This window comes from Rhodococcus sp. T9N, assembly GCF_024436645.1.
In the GTDB taxonomy this organism is placed as follows: Bacteria; Actinomycetota; Actinomycetes; order Mycobacteriales; family Mycobacteriaceae; genus Rhodococcus_F; species Rhodococcus_F qingshengii.
In genome coordinates this window covers 565,402-581,265 of the sequence record NZ_JAMSKS010000002.1, presented here as the reverse complement: position 1 = coordinate 581,265, position 15,864 = coordinate 565,402, and the positions used below count along the sequence as shown (strand labels likewise).

The 15,864-nt window shown below is 62.7% G+C and carries 13 protein-coding genes; 8 read left to right on the top strand and 5 right to left on the bottom strand.

The window, feature by feature from the left end:
- Positions 1–92: 92 nt before the first annotated feature.
- Positions 93–1,523: an MFS transporter gene (locus M1L53_RS06380; RefSeq protein ID WP_041814608.1), complete on the bottom strand. Its 1,431-nt coding sequence runs from the start codon at positions 1,521–1,523 to the stop codon at positions 93–95.
- Positions 1,524–1,834: 311 nt separating this feature from the next.
- Between M1L53_RS06380 and M1L53_RS06375 the strand changes: the two genes are divergently transcribed.
- The 3 genes from M1L53_RS06375 to M1L53_RS06365 all read left to right on the top strand — a co-directional run bounded on the left by M1L53_RS06375 (position 1,835) and on the right by M1L53_RS06365 (position 3,569).
- Positions 1,835–2,581: a hypothetical protein gene (locus tag M1L53_RS06375; protein ID WP_397517557.1), complete on the top strand. Its 747-nt coding sequence runs from the start codon at positions 1,835–1,837 to the stop codon at positions 2,579–2,581.
- Between the two features lie 198 nt (positions 2,582–2,779).
- The gene (locus tag M1L53_RS06370) at positions 2,780–3,157 is read left to right on the top strand and encodes a metal-sensitive transcriptional regulator (protein WP_083471196.1); all 378 of its coding nucleotides are present in this window, start codon (positions 2,780–2,782) and stop codon (positions 3,155–3,157) included.
- Between the two features lie 7 nt (positions 3,158–3,164).
- Positions 3,165–3,569, top strand: coding sequence for a 6-carboxytetrahydropterin synthase (locus M1L53_RS06365; RefSeq protein ID WP_054187872.1), 405 nt, complete (start codon positions 3,165–3,167; stop codon positions 3,567–3,569).
- A 41-nt stretch (positions 3,570–3,610) separates the two neighbouring features.
- On the opposite strand, the gene M1L53_RS06360 is transcribed toward M1L53_RS06365, so the two are convergent.
- Together M1L53_RS06360 and M1L53_RS06355 are read right to left on the bottom strand one after the other, a co-directional pair.
- Positions 3,611–5,212 (bottom strand): ABC transporter substrate-binding protein, encoded by a 1,602-nt coding sequence (locus M1L53_RS06360; RefSeq protein WP_003941166.1) that lies wholly within the window; start codon positions 5,210–5,212, stop codon positions 3,611–3,613.
- A gap of 163 nt (positions 5,213–5,375) precedes the next feature.
- Positions 5,376–5,831: a hypothetical protein gene (locus M1L53_RS06355; protein WP_230359464.1), complete on the bottom strand. Its 456-nt coding sequence runs from the start codon at positions 5,829–5,831 to the stop codon at positions 5,376–5,378.
- 91 nt (positions 5,832–5,922) lie between these two features.
- On the opposite strand from M1L53_RS06355, the gene M1L53_RS06350 reads away from it, so the two are divergent.
- Positions 5,923–6,597, top strand: coding sequence for a bifunctional 2-polyprenyl-6-hydroxyphenol methylase/3-demethylubiquinol 3-O-methyltransferase UbiG (locus M1L53_RS06350; RefSeq protein ID WP_054187931.1), 675 nt, complete (start codon positions 5,923–5,925; stop codon positions 6,595–6,597).
- Here M1L53_RS06350 and speB read toward each other — a convergent pair.
- Complete coding sequence (gene speB, locus M1L53_RS06345) at positions 6,561–7,517, bottom strand: agmatinase (RefSeq protein ID WP_003941134.1); 957 nt, start codon at positions 7,515–7,517, stop codon at positions 6,561–6,563. The two genes, M1L53_RS06350 and speB, sit on opposite strands and share 37 nt — an antisense overlap.
- A 146-nt stretch (positions 7,518–7,663) precedes the next feature.
- On the opposite strand from speB, the gene M1L53_RS06340 reads away from it, so the two are divergent.
- From M1L53_RS06340 to M1L53_RS06325, 4 genes are all read left to right on the top strand, one after another.
- A complete protein-coding gene (locus tag M1L53_RS06340) occupies positions 7,664–8,299 on the top strand; it encodes a helix-turn-helix domain-containing protein (RefSeq protein ID WP_007727089.1) in 636 nt (211 codons plus the stop codon).
- A gap of 133 nt (positions 8,300–8,432) precedes the next feature.
- Positions 8,433–9,278 (top strand): carbon-nitrogen hydrolase family protein, encoded by an 846-nt coding sequence (locus M1L53_RS06335; protein ID WP_042452043.1) that lies wholly within the window; start codon positions 8,433–8,435, stop codon positions 9,276–9,278.
- A complete protein-coding gene (locus M1L53_RS06330; protein ID WP_042452042.1) occupies positions 9,275–10,963 on the top strand; it encodes an NAD(P)/FAD-dependent oxidoreductase in 1,689 nt (562 codons plus the stop codon). Before M1L53_RS06335 ends, M1L53_RS06330 begins: the two co-directional genes overlap by 4 nt.
- A 127-nt stretch (positions 10,964–11,090) precedes the next feature.
- On the top strand, positions 11,091–14,282 hold the full coding sequence (locus tag M1L53_RS06325; RefSeq protein WP_054187873.1) for an NAD-glutamate dehydrogenase domain-containing protein: 3,192 nt from the start codon (positions 11,091–11,093) through the stop codon (positions 14,280–14,282).
- On the opposite strand, the gene M1L53_RS06320 is transcribed toward M1L53_RS06325, so the two are convergent.
- Positions 14,259–15,776: a PucR family transcriptional regulator gene (locus M1L53_RS06320; protein ID WP_054187874.1), complete on the bottom strand. Its 1,518-nt coding sequence runs from the start codon at positions 15,774–15,776 to the stop codon at positions 14,259–14,261. The two genes, M1L53_RS06325 and M1L53_RS06320, sit on opposite strands and share 24 nt — an antisense overlap.
- Between the last annotated feature and the right edge of the window lie 88 nt (positions 15,777–15,864).

The window sequence follows — 15,864 nt, the reverse complement described above, 5'->3', positions numbered from 1 at the left end:
CCCCCCCCCCCCCCCCCCCCCCCCCCCGGGGGGGGGGGGGGGGGGGGGGGGGGGGGGGGGCCCCCCCCCCCCCCCCCCACCACCGGAGTTGGTCAAGAATTGACGGTGGATTGAACGGGTCGAGGATCGTCGACCTTGGTCGACCGCATCACGATCGCGGTGATTGCTGCGCCAACCACTGCGATGGCGGCTGCTCCGAGGAACACGGCGGAGAAACCGTTCGTCAACTCCGTCAGGTCACCGAGTTGATCAGCGCCGAACACTGCTGCGATCGCGGTCATCACCGCGAGGCCGACAGCCGAGCCGACCTGGTAGCTGACGTTGACGATGCCGGAAGCCAATCCGCCCTCTTCCGGGCGCGCAGCCGAAATCGCCGTACCGAGTGAGGGAATGAACGCCAGCGTCATACCTGCCGCAGCCACGAGCGATGCCGGCAGTACGTCGACCCAGAAGTTGCCGGTGGGCCGGATCAACGACATCCAACCCAAACCGATTCCCAGTACAAGCAATCCGGTCACGATCATCGCTTTTGCACCGAAGCGTGCCATGGCCCGTGGTGCCACGACGACCATGCCGAGCATGACGAAGATCGTCATCGGCAGCAGCGCCGCACCGGCCGGGAAGGCGCTGTATCCGAGCACTTGCTGCAGGTACAGGTTCAGGAAGAACCACATCGGTATCCAGGCAGCGCCGAGGACGAGCTGAGCGATGTTCGCGGCACCGAGGTTGGGCGCCTTGAAGATTCCCAGACGCACCAGAGGTTCCCGACGCTTGGACTGGATCAACACGAATGCACCCAACAGAGCGGCCGAAACGGCGAGCGCCAGCCACGTCTGCCCGGATCCCCATCCAACATCAGGTGCTCTGACGATGCCGAAGACTCCGACAGCAAGACCTGCGGTGACAGCGAGTGCGCCGAGGAAGTCGATCGACCCGGTACGTGCCGGTGCGTTCGGCATCAGGAGGGGAGTAGCGATCAGCGCGATGACAGCGATGGGAATGTTGAGGTAGAACACCCAAGGCCAGCTGGTGTATTCGGTGATGACGCCGCCGAGGAACACGCCGGCCGTACCGCCGGCCGGGGCGGCAGCGCCGTAGATGGACAGCGCCTTGGTCATCTCTTTCTGCGTGCTGCCGAACAGCATCATCAGCAAGGTGAGCGCCGACGGCGCGATGAGTGCGGCACCGGCACCCTGAACTGCGCGGCCCGCAAGTTCGACGGCGACGTTACCGGCGGCACCGGCGACAACGGAACCGATCAGCAGGATCAGCCAACCAGCGGAGAACACTCTGCGGGCGCCGAACAGGTCGGACAGGCGGCCGCCGAGGAGGAGTAGCCCGCCGAACGCGATGACGTACGCATTGAAGACCCAGGTCAGGCCTTCTTGGGAAAAGCCGAGATCGCTCTGCATCTGGGGGAGAGCGACGCCGATGATGGAGGTGTCCATGATGACCATGAACTGAGCGGCGGCGATCAACGCCAACGCCCACCACTTACGGGTGGATTTCGGTTGTGTGGACATTCTGAGTTCCTTACCTGTACGGGGTATAGGTGATGCTTGTGTGGTCAAGGGGTGTCGTAAGCGGGCCTGGGTGACATCGGCGCAGCGCTTCGTTGGGGTGCACGGGGAAATGCTGCTCTTGGAACTCATTCGGCCGGCGCTCTGCGTAGATGCGCATCGGATCTCCTTCGAGTGAATTCAGGGTGTTCGAGTAGTTCGTTGCATACCCTAGGGGGGTATGGTACAAATTGCAACAGGTTCGATGTCAAGGAGTGCAGAACCTGACGCAGACGGCAACGAAAGTGCTGCCGACCCAAACTTTGGAGGGCAAGATGTTCAGCGACAACGGCTACACACTGGAATTGGCAACGTCGGAGGCGGCCGTCGGCAACCATGTCCCCTTGCAGTTCCGGATCCTGGATCCGGTTGGAACTCCGTTGATCCGGTACACGGACACCCACGACAAGCAGTTGCATCTGATCGTGGTCGGTCTGGACCTGACCGGATTCCAGCACGTGCATCCCGAATTGGACGAGAACGGAAACTGGCATGTGTCAGTCGATTTCGATCATGCGGGAGACTATCGAGTATTCGCTGATTTCACTCCGGACGGTGGTGACGGAATCACGCTCAGTGCGGATGTGCGCGTCGCCGGATCCTACGATCCTCGGCCGTTGCCCGCCGCTACTGCCGCCACGACGGTCGACGGCTATACCGTCTCCCTCGAAGGCGCGGCCCATGCCGGCCAGACATCGAAGCTCACGCTCTCGGTCAGTCGTGACGGAATCCCGGTCACAGACTTGCAGCCCTACCTTGCCGCATACGGGCATCTGGTCGCGTTGCGTGCCTCCGACCTCGCCTATCTCCATGTCCATCCGGACGGCTACCCCGGTGACGGTGTCACGCCGGCTGGACCGGCAATCACCTTCTACGCCAACATGCCGAGCGCTGAGGACTACCGGTTGTTCTTGGACTTCAAGCACGGCGGAGTGGTGCGTACGGCGGAATTCACGCTGACGGCCGACAATGCGACCACGCCTGGGGTCGAACACTCGAGCCACTCGCACCACGGGCACTGAGACCGAATGAGTTTCGCAGCAACGGGAAAACGGGCATGGGCAATCGCCATGCATCCATCTGTTCGTGCAGTAGCGAAATGCGTGGCGATGTGCGCAGTGATTGCTCTGCAAGACAACGGAAGTCGAAGAGTCTCCGCACATCGCCCCGGTAACGAGAATTGTTGCGAAGTCTCGCGTTGACGAACAGGAGGACATCGAATGTCGGAAGCGACAGAAGTGGGCAACGCTCCAAGCAGTGCCCCAAACAGTGTCCAAGGCAGTGATACGACCGGCGATGTGTGCTGCACGGGAGATTCGCACGGCTACATCACCGCCAAGGGCGACTACCTGGCGCGTCTGCGTCGCATTGAAGGTCAAGCTCGCGGCCTGCAGCGCATGGTCGACGAGGACAAGTACTGTATCGACATCCTGACGCAGGTGTCGGCGATGACCAAGGGCCTCCAGGCGGTGGCCATGGGCCTGCTCGAGGACCACATCGGCCACTGCGTCGTCAAAGCCGCTGTTGCCGGTGGGCCCGAGGCGGACGCGAAGATCAAAGAAGCAAATGACGCGATTGCGCGATTGGTCCGCTCATAGAATTGTGATGAACATTGATACCTTGGTGCGCATGTTCAGTATCGAGATCCGTCGTACATTCGCTGTGAGGCAGGGGCTTCCGGCACCGGTGCGGGACGCGAAGAACTTGCCGCCGCTGATGCCTGCCGACGGATTTCGCGTGACGATGCGAGTGGCGTTCTCGTTCGAGGACGACCAACTCGGAGAACGTGGATGGTTTGTCGACACGGACGCTCTGGACGAGTCCGTCGATCGATGTGCCGAGCAATTGGCGAGCGGTGCCTGGCCGGAGATTTTCGATTTCCGTCCGTCATTCGAGAATGTCGCGAAGTGGGCTTTCAGTGAACTTGCGTCCAGCATTCCTCAGCTGACCTACGTCGAACTCGACAACGAGACGATCGGTGTGGCAACAAGATACGTCAGATCACAATGATCTGACGTATCTCGTTGACGCACCGCGTTCGGTCGACCGGCCTACTGGTAGAGGCGCAACGCAGAACCGATGAAGGTCTTACCGAATGCGAGTCCGGCCTTGTTGAAGTAGAAGCTCAAGACCGTATCTGCAAACGGGACTGCGGACACCGTTTTGGTGATCTGTGACTCGGCGTCCGCCCACTCCGCGCACGCTGCTTCGCCGGTCAAGCCGGATGCCTTGGCAACGGCTGCTTCGTAGGCGGGGTTGTTGATCGAAGAGAAGTTCTTACCTGCTGCCGGAGCAGGACCGGAGAAGAACGGGACGAACCCGCTGGGAACCGAATTGTTGATCTGGATCCACGCGATGTCCCACTGGTTGTTGTCCTTGCCACTGAGCATGACGTCGACAACCTTGGTCTGGTCGGCTCCTGTCACCTCGACGGTCGCACCGAGGTCGGACCATGCCGACTGGGTGAGCTCGGCTGCCGCGCTGCGCGCATCTTCGCCGGCAGCGTAGAAGAGGCGGAGGGTCAGCGGCTTTCCGTCCTTGCTTCGTTTGCCGTCGGAGCCGGCGGTCCAACCTGCAGCGTCCAGTGTTGCCTTTGCTGCGCTGAGGTCGAAGTCCGGAATGTTGCCTGCGACAGAGTCGTACACACAGGCTCGGGGCTCGACGGAGACAAGACTTGTTGCACGGGTGCCCTGGCCGCCAGTGATGACTTCAGCGAGATCGTCGAGATTGACAGCCTGGACGAGAGCTTTTCGAACGGCGGGATCGCTGGTCGGATTGTCCGCAATCTGATTGAAGTACATCTGACCGGCGGGAAGTGGGCGCTGGACCGAGTCGAAATTGGCGGCATCGATGCGATCCTTGTCCGGACCGGCGATCGGAGATGCGCTCAGTTCGCCTGAGAGAAGCTGGTTTGCTGCGGTGCTGACATTGGGTGCCATGACAGCAATGACTGTCTTGGGGACACCCGGTGTGTCGGAGGTGGTGTCGTCGGGCCCCCAGCTGTAACCGTCACGACGCTCGAACGTGTAGTGGTCATTGGCCGAGACTTCGGTGACTTCGAACATGCCGGAGCCCAGCGATTTGTTGTTCGAGGCGGTCGGATCTTCGAGTCCGGCATCGCACATGATCGGGAGGCGACTGATGGTGAGGAGGAGGAACGGGGTCGGCGCCGGAGTGGTTACCGTGATGGTGCGGGTGGCGAGATCGGCAGTGGCCGAAGCGCCGATGGGAACTGTGGTGCCGCGTTGTTGTGAACCCTTGGCTGGATCGGCTACGAAGTTGATGTTGTTCGCGACGGTCTGTGCAGTCAGCGTCGACCCGTCGGTACAGGTCACGCCTTCACGAATGGTGAAGGACGCGGAGGTCGGCGTTTCTTCCCACTTCTCGGCCAACCATGGTTTGAATTCACTGGTTTCAGGATCCTGGTAGACCAGGGAGTCGTACGCCAGCTTCGAAATTTCCGCGGTTGCCGCAGAGCCGGACATGATCGGGTTGAGTGCACCCGGATCGCCTTGCAACGCGTACCGGAAGGTTCCGTCAGTCAGAGGCTCACCGCCGCCGGAGCCCGAGGACGTGCCTCCCGAGCTGCAAGCCGACAATACGAGCGCGAGCCCCGCGGTCGCGGCAAGCGTCGAATAGGAGCGGTGTTTCATTGTGCCTCCGTGAAGGAGCCGGGGCCCGGGAGTGAATCGTGAGGGCGCAGTCGAGTGTGACCGCTAAATCTTGGCGTAGGACGTGACGGGCATCTCGGTCGATCCTCACGAAAATCGGGCGGATTTTTGTTCGATTTCACGAAGGTTGGAGTTCTGGTTCAGTTCACGGGGAGTCGAGGTCACTTCGTCGTGGCCACCCGGTCTCCGTGAGCACGGTTGCTGGAACTGACCTCAACGGGGAGGTGGGGCCGAGACCGTGGAGGTCTGCGTCGTCGTCGATTTCGGACCAGAATTCGTCCGCCGAAACATCAAGGCCGAGAACGATCCACGGCGGTCCGGCTTCTTGGAACGCGTACGAGACGGTTCCGGTACGCGGAACTGTCGTATCGAACAGTCGGTCTCCGACGGGATAGCCCTGCTGCTCGCCGACCAAAGTCAAGGTAGTCGGTTCGAAGGATGCATCGCGCAGAATCTTCTCGACTGCGCGGTCGAAGCTCTGCTGGACGCTGAACTCTTCGTCCGAGTTCGAACCGGTGAACTCGGGGAAATGCGCACAACACAAAACGTATGGGCCCGCTGAGCTGCAGTAGAGACGAAACACGGGAAATCCACCGGCCACGACGTGACGTTAGCAGGGCGTCGAAATGGAGAAGTTGCTGTTTCAGCAAAGATGGTTGCGTGAGTTGTGGAGGGTCGTTCATCCTGGGTGCATGAGCCACGAACACCACAATCACCACGAAAACTCCGATACCACCGAGAATCCGTACGCCAAGGCGGACGCACAGTTCTGGAACTCGCTGTACGAGGAACGCCCCGCGCGCTGGAGCGGAAATCCCAACCCACAGTTGATTGCCGAAGCCTCCGACCTGGAACCGGGCACGGCACTCGACGTCGGTTGCGGCGAAGGTGCCGACGCTTTGTGGTTGGCGCGTCGCGGGTGGAAGGTCACCGGCACCGACATCTCGTCGGTTGCGCTCGGTCGCGCTCAGGCTCACGTCGAGGGCGAAGGCGTCGACATCGAATGGCTGGAAGCCGACCTGACGAAGTGGGATCCGCAGGGGCGCTCGTTCGATCTGGTGTCCGCGCAGTTCTTCCACATGCTCGAACCCGCGCGCGGGGAATTGTTCCGTGCTCTCGGAGATCTGGTCGCGCCCGGTGGGCATTTGCTGATCGTGGGCCACTCACCTCACGAGTCGCCGACCGAGCACCATCGGGCCATGCTCCATACACCCGAATACGTGGAGTCGCTGTTCACCGATGGTTGGAAGGTGTTGGTCTCGGAGTCGCGGGAACGTGATCTTCCCGCGAACCCCGAGATGCATCACACGACGGATACCGTTGTGCTGCTTCAGCGATTTAGTGCGAGCACCGACAGCAACTCGTAAGCGACGTGGGCCGCTGCGATACCGGTGATCTCGGCGTGGTCGTACGCCGGCGCTACCTCGACGATGTCGGCGCCGACCACGTTGAGTCCCACCAACCCACGCAGTGTGTTCAACAATTCGCGAGAGGTCATGCCGCCCGCTTCGGGTGTTCCGGTGCCCGGAGCGTGGGCGGGATCGAGTACGTCGATGTCGACGGAGACGTACACAGGCCCACCGTCGAGGCGCTTACGCATGCGCTCGACGATGCTGGCGACACCGTCGACCTCGTAGTCGTCACTGCGGATCACCTGGAAGCCGAGGACGCGGTCGTCTTCGAGGTCTTTCTCGCTGTAGAGCGGTCCACGGATGCCGATGTGCTGCGAACGCTCCATGTCGATCAGGCCCTCTTCGCTGGCGCGGCGGAAGGGGGTGCCGTGGGTGAAAGGCTGACCGAAGTAGGTGTCCCAGGTGTCGAGATGAGCGTCGAAGTGCAGGACGGCGATCGGGCCGTGATCGCGGGCCAGTGAACGCAGGATCGGCAGTGCGATGGTGTGATCGCCGCCGAGCGTGAGCACGGAGGAACCGTCGGCGCGCAGGTCGGTAACGGCGGACTGAACCGTCGTGAGAGCTTCCTGGATGTCGAAGGGGTTGACGCCGATGTCGCCGAAATCGGCTACCTGCTGGTTGGCGAAGGGCGAGACCTTCAGCGCCGGGTTGTACGGACGCAGCAGCTTCGACGCAGCGCGGATGTGGCCCGGACCGAACCGGGCACCGGGGCGGTAGCTGACACCCGAATCGAAGGGGATGCCGAGGATCGTCACGTCGGCGCGCGAGACCTCGTCCAGGCGCGGGAGACGCGCAAAGGTGGTCGGCTCGGCGTAGCGGGGGACGCGCGTGGCGTCGACGGGTCCGATGAACGATCCGGGGTTGTTGGTAGCCATGTGCAGAGGTCCCTGCTCTCGATTCGGCGCACACCGGGCGCCCTTCAGTGATGTAGCTCTCTGAGCAAGTATGGTTTCTTCAAGAGGCTCGGTTGTCAACCCCTGTTTCCTGAAAGGGACACGGCGGTCGTGAAGGAGTGGGTTCAGTGGCCAAGGCGAAGGAAGCGGTCGAGCCGGTCGGACCGCGCATCGGGGCGAGGCTCAAGGCGGCACGTCAATCGAAGCGGTTGACCCTCGACGACCTGGCCGAGGCCTGTGGTGTGACCAAGGGGTATCTCTCGAAACTCGAGCGCGATCACGTCAACGCGTCGGTGGCGACCCTGATAAAGGTGTGCGCGGTGCTCGAGATCCCCGTCGGATCCCTGTTCGAGAATGCGTCCGCCGGTGAAGTAGTCCGCGCCGACGCCATGCCGCAAATCAGCTTCGGTGGCGAAAAGATGACGGAGTACCTGCTCACGCCTACCAACGAGCGTCGAATTCAGGTGCTGCTCGGCGAGCTGGAACCAGGCGGCGGAAGTGGTCGGGAGTTCTACAGTCTGCCGATCGACGTGAACTTCGTGCACGTGCTCGAGGGCGGCTTGCGGGTCTCGTTCGAGGGCGGTCGGACGGATCCGAACGGTGAGGCCGTCGATGCCGAAGACGTCGTACTTGCGGCGGGCGATTCCTTCACGTTCACGCCGACGCACAACCATAGTTTTCAGGCCGAAGGCTCGGTTCTGGCGAAGGTTCTGTGGGTCTTGAATCCGGCATTGCCGGAAGGGCCCCGCGCGTCGTCTTCGTGAGACTCGAATCCGTGAATGTTGATTCTTAGGAAACAAGAGTTGACATGATTGGCGGCACCCGTCACGCTGGTAGTTGTCCCCGTCACACACACCGTCGAAAATTGGCGTCACGGAACTCCTGAAGGAGCGCACCATGCATGTCGATTCAGTTCGAGTTGGCCTGTTCCAAGGTCCGCTCACCACCCCGGACACCTTTGCGTCGGTGGAGTTCAACCTCGCTGCAATCGACACTGCTGCCCGCGAGGCTGCAGCATCCGGTGCGAAGATCCTGCTGACGCCGGAGATGTCCGCAACCGGCTACGACATCGGCGAACTGGTGTCGCTACGCGCGGAACCGGCCGACGGCCCCATCTTCGATTCCGTCGCCGCGATTGCTCGAAGCGCCGGCATCGCAGTCGTCTACGGCTACCCCGAACTCGACGGGGGAGATGTCTACAACAGTGTGCAGGTGGTGGACCGCGACGGCACTTCGCTTGCGCACTACCGCAAGACGCACCTGTTCGGCACGCTCGACCGCGAACATTTCCGGCCAGGTGAGACCCTGGTGGTCGGGTTCGATTTCGAGGGCATCCGCTGCGGGTTGTTGATCTGCTACGACGTGGAATTTCCGGAAGCGGTTCGGGCCCATGCCGACGCCGGTACCGAATGGCTCATCGTGCCGACAGGGTTGATGACTCCGTACGAACACATTGCGCAGCAAGTGGTTCCGGCCCGCGCATACGAGAGTCAGATGTTTGTCACCTACGTCAATCGCTGCGGCGCCGAAACCGAGCTGACATACTGCGGTCTCTCGTGCGCCATCGCGCCCGACGGTGCCGAGTTGGCGAGGGCCGGGGTCGGCCCGGAATTGCTCCTCGCCGATATCGCCGCCGCCACCGTCTCGCAATCGCGCACCCTCAACACGCATCTCGACGATCGACGCCTCGATCTGTATCCAGACCTTTCTGTCACGACTGTCTCCAAGGAGAACCGTAGATGACCATCCCAGTAGCTCCGGACAGTTCCTCGGAACCCGGCAAGCAGCCGCCCCTCACGATGTTCGGGCCGGATTTTCCGTTCCCGTACGACGACTACGTTTCCAGTCCGGCGGGACTCGGCTCGGTGCCCGATCTGGCACTGGGTACAGAAGTTGCCGTGATCGGTGGCGGACTCTCCGGCATGATCGCGGCCTACGAGTTGCTCAAGGTCGGTCTCAAACCGATTGTCTACGAAGCTGATCAGATCGGTGGCCGGATGCGGTCGGTCGAGTTCGACGGGCACCCCGGGGTGGTCGCCGAGATGGGCGCAATGCGTTTCCCACCGTCGTCGACGACGTTGTTCCACTACCTGAACGAACTGGGTCTGCAGACCGAAGAGTTCCCCAATCCCCTTGCCGAGGTCACGCCGAGCACCGTCATCGATCTCAAGGGCGAGAGCCACTACGCGCACACTCTCGAGGATCTGCCGCCGATCTACACCGAGGTGGCGCAGGCCTGGCAGCGCACTCTCGAAGAGCATGCCGATCTGATTCCGTTGCAGCAGGCCATTCGTGACCGCGACACCGCAGAAATCAAGCGGATCTGGAACGACCTCGTGGTGCGCTACGACGACCAGACGTTCTACGGATTCCTCGCCGCGTCGAAGCACTTCAAGTCCTTCCACATGCGGGAAGTGTTCGGACAGGTCGGATTCGGTACGGGCGGTTGGGATACCGACTACCCCAATTCGATCCTCGAAATCCTTCGTGTGGTCATCACGGCCGCCGACGACGACCACCGCGGCATCGTCGGTGGATCGCAGCAGCTGCCGATGCGGTTGTGGAACCGCGCCCCGGCGCACATGGCGCATTGGCCTGCCGGTACTACGGTCGCTTCGCTCAACGACGGTGAGACGCGTCCCCGCGTCACCGAACTCCGGCGTACCGAGCCCGGCAACATCACGGTCACCGACTCCGAAGGTTTCATTCGCACGTATGCGAGTGCCGTTGTGACAGTGCAGAGTTGGATGCTGCTGAACAATATCAGGTGTGACGACGATCTGTTCCCGATCGACCACTGGACTGCGATCGAGCGAACTCACTACATGGGTTCGACCAAGGTGTTCGTTCTCGTCGACCGCCCGTTCTGGAAGGACAAGGACCCCGTGACCGGCCGTGATTCGGTGTCGATGACACTGACCGACCGTATGAGTCGCGGCACCTACCTGCTGGATCAAGGCGAGGGCAAGCCAGGCCTGATCTGCTTGTCGTACACCTGGTCGGACGATTCGCTGAAGCTGCTGGCGCTCGACGCCACCGAGCGCATGAACATCATGCTGCGCTCTCTCGAAGAGATCTACCCCGGCGTTGACTTCCGCAGCCACATCATCTCGAGCCCGGTGACGCTGTCGTGGGAAACCGAGCGCGACTTCATGGGCGCATTCAAGGCGAACCTTCCGGGGCACTACCGCTACCAGGAGCGCCTGTTCTCCCACTTCGTGCAGAATGATCTCGAACCGCGTCATCGGGGAATCTTCCTCGCCGGTGACGACGTGTCGTGGACCGCCGGCTGGGCTGAGGGCGCGATCCAGACCGCGATCAACGCGGTATGGGGCGTCGTCAACCATCTCGGCGGCGCTGCGCCTGCCGAGAATCCCGGACCCGGCGACGTGTTCGAGGAGCTTGCTCCGATCAGGTTGGGCGACTGAGCTCACCGCAACTGCCGAAATGTCGTGCCCGATGGGGGTTGGTACTCCTATCGGGCACGACCTCTTTCCGGTGATCCACGCAACACTGGAAAGTGTTCGGATCCAATAATTTCCAGGAGGGTGTTCAATGGCGAGCACATCATCGGCGACCAAGACCGCAGCTGCAGAATCGAGACCGGCAGGCGGTGATCGATCCGGTGACCCGGCGCTCGAACTGGTCGCCGAATTGGCAGCAGCGGGCCAGCGACTCGTCTTCCGTCAGGGTGACAACCTGAACAGTGACGATCTGACCTGCGTGGTGCTGTGGCCGTCCGGAGAGCCCTCGCTCTCCGATCTGTGCGAGAACTTCGAGTCTCTCGGACTCCGAGTTTCGACGCACCGCCCGCTTCCGACCGTTCTGGGTTCGGCGCATTACTTCACCTTCGAGCCGAGCACCTTCGACGGCAGTGCGCTGGAGAAGATGGCGGACGCCTTCGAAGCCGTCATCGCCGGACAGACCCGGATGGATGCGTTCTCCAGTCTGATCGGACGAGCAGACATCACCTGGCGCGATGCAGAGTTGCTGCGCGCTGCGTGCCGTTTCCTCGCTCAGGCTCGTATCGGTTTGTCCGAGAGCTACATCGTCGGAGTGTTGGCAGCGAAGCCACTCTTCGTACGGCAGGCGATCGAACTTTTCACCGCGCGTTTCGACCCCGCCGTGGCGGGTGTGCGTGAGACAGCTGTGGCTACCGCAACGGCAGCTATCGACGAATCAGTCGACGGTGCAGACACTCTCGACGAGGATCGCGTCTTGCGCGGCGTGCGTTCGTTCCTGCAGGCGACTCTGCGCACCAACTGGTACCTGCGCGGTGAGAGCGGCGAACCGCTACCGTACGCGTCGTTCAAGATCGACTCGCAGTTGCTCTCCACTCCGCAGAAGACCGTTCCCTTCCGCGAGATCTACGTCAGCGCACCCAATGTCGAAGGCGTGCATCTGCGTAGTTCCTCCGTCGCCCGTGGTGGCCTGCGTTGGTCGGATCGATACGAGGACTTCCGCACCGAGGCTCTGAGTCTCATGAAGACCCAGAGCGTGAAGAATTCGCCGATCGTTCCTTCGGGAGCCAAGGGCGCGTTCGTGGTTCGGGGCACGTCGTCACCGACTCCGGCGCAGGTGCAGGAGTCTTACAGCACCTTCATTCGCGGCCTGCTGGACGTGGTGGACAACATCGTCGACGGCGCTGCGGTACACCCGGCAGAAGTAATCGAGTACGACGGTGAAGACTCCTATCTCGTCGTGGCAGCAGACAAGGGGACAGCGCGGTTCTCCGACGTCGCGAACGGCATCGCCGTCGAGCGTGGTTTCTGGCTCGGCGACGCTTTTGCTTCCGGCGGTTCGGCCGGCTACGACCACAAGGCGATGGGCATCACCGCTCGCGGCGCCTGGGTAGCGGTTCGACGGCACTTCGCCGAGCGCGACCTCGATGTCGACACCGATCCGTTCACCGTCGCGGGTATCGGGGACATGTCCGGCGACGTGTTCGGCAACGGAATGTTGCTCTCGCACAAGATCCGTCTGGTCGCGGCATTCGATCACCGCCACATCTTCATCGACCCGAACCCCGACACCGAGACGAGCTTTGCCGAACGCGCTCGCCTCTTCACCGTGCCGCGCTCGTCCTGGGACGACTTCGATCGCACCGTGATGTCGCCGGGCGGTGGCGTCTGGCCGCGGAGCGCGAAGTCGATCCGCCTTCCGCTCGAGGCGCGTGCGGCCCTCGGAATCACCGAGGAGAACTTGACCCCGCAGGAACTGATCCGAGCGATCCTGTGTGCTCCGGTGGACCTGTTGTGGAACGGCGGCGTCGGTACCTACGTGAAAGCGTCGACCGAAAGCAACGTCGACGCGGCCGATCCGTCCAACGACGCAGTTCGCGTCAGCGCTGACGAGTTGCGTGCGACGGTGGTCGGTGAGGGCGGCAACCTCGGCTTCACCCAGCGTGCCCGCATCGAATATGCCGCTGGCGGAGGCCGAATCAACGCCGACTTCATCGACAACGCGGCCGGCGTGGCTACCTCGGACCGTGAGGTCAACATCAAGATCGCACTCGCAGCGTTGGACTCGACCTCGCGCAATGAACTACTCGCGGCGGCCCAGGACGAGGTGGCCGCATCGGTGCTCGAGGCCAGTGAAGATCAGACCCTCGCGATCAGCCTGGCCGAGCACCGCGCACCGGCCCTGCTCGATCAGCACGAGCGGTTGATCGAGAACCTCGTCTCGGCGGGCGCCATGAAGCGACTGGAAGAATCTCTGCCCGACGCCAAGGCGCTGGCGGTCAGGGCGCGTGCCGGGCAGGGTCTCCTGCGGCCGGAACTTGCTGTGCTGGTGGCGCAGTCGAAGAACGTACTGACTGCGGAACTGGGCGCATCGACGGTCCCGGACAATCAGATCTTCGCCGATCGTCTCCCGCAGTACTTCCCGCTCTCCGTCGTCGAGGCCGCACCGGACGCAGTCCGCGCACATCGGTTGGGCCGCGACATCATCATCACCTCGGTTGTCGACGAACTGGTCAACCGCGTCGGCCCCGGCGTGTTGTTCCGGCTCGAGGAACACCTCGGAGTTCGCAGTCCGGAAGCGGCTCTGGCCTACGCCGTAGTCAGCGAAGTGCTTGGAACGGAGGACCTTCGACGTGAAATCCTGAACTCCGATCTCAGTGCCACCGAACAGCTGAAGGCTCTCGATCGCTTGCAGCAGCTGTTGGAATCCGAAATGAGCTGGGTGTTGCGCCGCCCGGGTGCTGCCGGCCGGTTCACCGTGAACCCGCGCGCCGACATCGATCGGTGGGCAGCCCCGGTGCGGGAACTCACCGACGGTTTGTCGGCAAGCGAGCGCATCGAGGCGTCTTTCGGAGCGCTCGCCCTGGCAGACATTGCACTGCAGGAGAATACGACGGCCGCGGCCGCAGCCGCGATCTATCGGGAACTCTCCGACGCTCTCGATCTGGGCGATGTTCTCGGCGGCGTCAACGTCGCCGTCGGTGCCTCGCATTGGGAGGTCATGGGCAGCGCTGCCGTCCATGCCAGGTTGACGGCGCGTTTCGCGGACCTCGTGTCCGGTGCGCTCGGTGAAGGTATTCCGGAGGTCGTCGAGTTGTGGACCGCCGCCAATCCGCAAACGGTGCGCCGGTTCACGGCTTTGATGTCGAGCGTGAGCCGCAGTGGAGCGCTGGACACCGCCCGTCTCTGCACGGTCGACGCCGAACTCGAACTACTCGTTCGCGGTGCGTCCAGTTTCGCTTCGGTACACGCCGCGGAGCGTTCAGCGGCCCTCCCAGGCGAGTAGCGATAGCAGCAGTTCGGCTCTGACCCTGGCCTGCCCGAGGTCGCATTGCAGCAGTTCCTCGATGCGTGCGATGCGACCTCGGAGGGTGTGCCGATGAACACCGAGTTCGGCTGCAGCCGACTCCCATTGGCCGTTTGCCTCGAGATAGGCGCGCAAAGACGCGGCCAGTGCGGTTCCGTGTGCCTGGTCGTGTTCCGTCAGCACCGGGATGGTGTCCGCAGCCATGGCGATCAATGCCTCACGGGCAGACTCGGATGCCAGAATCGTCGAACCACTCAGAGCGTCGAACTCGAGAATACGCGCCGTAGCCGTCGTGAGGTTGGCCGCGGCGCGGGCCTGGACGAGTGCGCGGGGTGCGTCGAGAAGACGGTGAGGGGTGCTGATTCCGGCACGCACGGCTTTCGCTTCGGTGGGGGAGAGCTGCGCCAGTAGTGTTTTGGCGGTGTCGATTGTGTCGGTTCCGCGGAGGAGGACGGTCAGCGAACCGTCCTCGGATTGCGCGAACAACGGCCGGCCTGCTCGCGCGAGAGCGTTGTCGAGTTCGCGAAGAACTGGGCCGAGTCCGGATCCGCGAACGTGGACGACACGAATGTTGCCGTGCGTGTCGCTTGCCTCGTCCAAGTACGACGGCACACTGTCTTCGGGGATTCGGCCGTCGAGTAAGAGCCCGAAAGCCATGGCGTTGAGTCGAGTTCGCTCGGCCCGTAGTCGAACCGGTTTCTCGAGTTCGAGAGTGAGCAGCGAGACCGCATGCCCGAGCAACACTCTGTCGATATTGCTCAGGGGCCCGGCGCCCGCCATGGCGAGGTAGCCGTGCCAACTGTCGGTGACGCCGACGGGGGACAGTGTCAGCGTCCGTTCGGGTGTGCTCTGCGAGATCGACGCCGGAGCGTTGGGATCGCGGGTGGTGGCCGCGACCGCGCGAACCTCGGTGATCAACGACTTCTGGTTTGCCGGATGCACCGCGGTGATCCGATCTCCGACAAACGCCACCGAAGTTTTTGTGGCCGTGGCCAGTTCGCGCACGATGGCAGACACGCCACCGCGCAGTGCAACGCGGGTGATGCGCGTCTGTACTTCTGCCGCGCGGAGTACCGATTCGTATTCCTGCTGGCTCAGACGGGTCATCACCGCGCGCGTGACTGCCGCGAACGGGGTCGTGAACGGCACTTCCAGCAGGGGGAGTCCGCGGCTGCGGGCGGCGGCAATCAGGTCTGTGGGCACACTCTCGTGGGAAAGGCCGGTCCCGAAACCCAGAGCCGATACTTCTGCGGCGGCCAGACGGTCGATGTACTCGCTGTAGTCGGTGGCGTCGGCGCCCACCAGTGCCAGCCCGGTGGTGAGCACCAATTCGCCGCCGGAAAGCCACGGGGTGGGGTCCGTCAGCTCTGTGGCCTGCGCAAACGTGACGGGGTGGGTGGCAGCTGCGCGGTCGGTGAGCAGAGCCAGCGAGAGGTGTTTCTGGCGCAAGAGCCACGAGATCGGAACCGTCACCTGATCAAGGCTAGCTGTCGTTGCCGATATGGAGTAGCCCTGGAGCTCCGGGTATCCATTTCGGCAGTGCTTGCGATGCTTCGCGCGT

Coding starts and splice junctions, on each gene's coding strand:
- M1L53_RS06380 (WP_041814608.1), bottom strand. CDS start 1,523: ATGTCCACACAACCGAAATCCACCCGTAAGTGGTGGGCGTTGGCGTTG.
- M1L53_RS06375 (WP_397517557.1), top strand. CDS start 1,835: ATGTTCAGCGACAACGGCTACACACTGGAATTGGCAACGTCGGAGGCG.
- M1L53_RS06370 (WP_083471196.1), top strand. CDS start 2,780: ATGTCGGAAGCGACAGAAGTGGGCAACGCTCCAAGCAGTGCCCCAAAC.
- M1L53_RS06365 (WP_054187872.1), top strand. CDS start 3,165: ATGAACATTGATACCTTGGTGCGCATGTTCAGTATCGAGATCCGTCGT.
- M1L53_RS06360 (WP_003941166.1), bottom strand. CDS start 5,212: ATGAAACACCGCTCCTATTCGACGCTTGCCGCGACCGCGGGGCTCGCG.
- M1L53_RS06350 (WP_054187931.1), top strand. CDS start 5,923: ATGAGCCACGAACACCACAATCACCACGAAAACTCCGATACCACCGAG.
- speB (WP_003941134.1), bottom strand. CDS start 7,517: ATGGCTACCAACAACCCCGGATCGTTCATCGGACCCGTCGACGCCACG.
- M1L53_RS06335 (WP_042452043.1), top strand. CDS start 8,433: ATGCATGTCGATTCAGTTCGAGTTGGCCTGTTCCAAGGTCCGCTCACC.
- M1L53_RS06330 (WP_042452042.1), top strand. CDS start 9,275: ATGACCATCCCAGTAGCTCCGGACAGTTCCTCGGAACCCGGCAAGCAG.
- M1L53_RS06325 (WP_054187873.1), top strand. CDS start 11,091: ATGGCGAGCACATCATCGGCGACCAAGACCGCAGCTGCAGAATCGAGA.